This is a genomic window from Pseudomonas sp. HP_08 (genome assembly GCF_055284095.1).
In genome coordinates, this window is sequence record NZ_JBTOQC010000040.1 from 1 (window position 1) to 412 (window position 412).

Genomic DNA, 412 nt, shown 5'->3' on the forward strand with positions numbered 1-412 from the left:
TACAATCATGACCGGATAAAAGTGAGGCTTGGCGGATTGAGTCCTGTGGAGTTCAGGACTCGTTCGGTGGGCGTGTGGCAATAGACTGTCCAACTTTTTGGGGTCAGATCACCTTGTAGGAGCGCGCTTGCCCTGGGCGGCATACCGACGACCGAGTGCGCAGCGCTCGCAAAATCTCGGAAACGCTGAAAATTTACGACTGCTAACGCAGCCGGTCGCGGGCAAGCGCGCTCCTACGGGGGGTCAGCGTCCGGGGGTCATGGCATGGCCTTCACCTTGTTGTTCGTCTGCGTACCGCGCCTGAACATGGCGCAGAACGCCCCGGTGATGAACATCGAACCGATCGCCACCCTGATCCTCGGCTGGGCCCTGTTGAACCAGAGCCTGAGCGGGATGCAACTGCTGGGTGGCG

Annotated in this window: 1 protein-coding gene and 1 pseudogene; both read left to right on the forward strand. The window is 60.2% G+C overall.

The window, feature by feature from the left end; translation table 11 throughout:
* Nucleotides 1-84 (forward strand): IS3 family transposase (locus ACYAS9_RS24230; RefSeq protein ID WP_463570966.1); only part of this gene is annotated, 84 nt, incomplete at its 5' end.
* A gap of 174 nt (nucleotides 85-258) precedes the next feature.
* Nucleotides 259-412, forward strand: a pseudogene (locus ACYAS9_RS24235) (EamA family transporter); the annotation flags it as partial.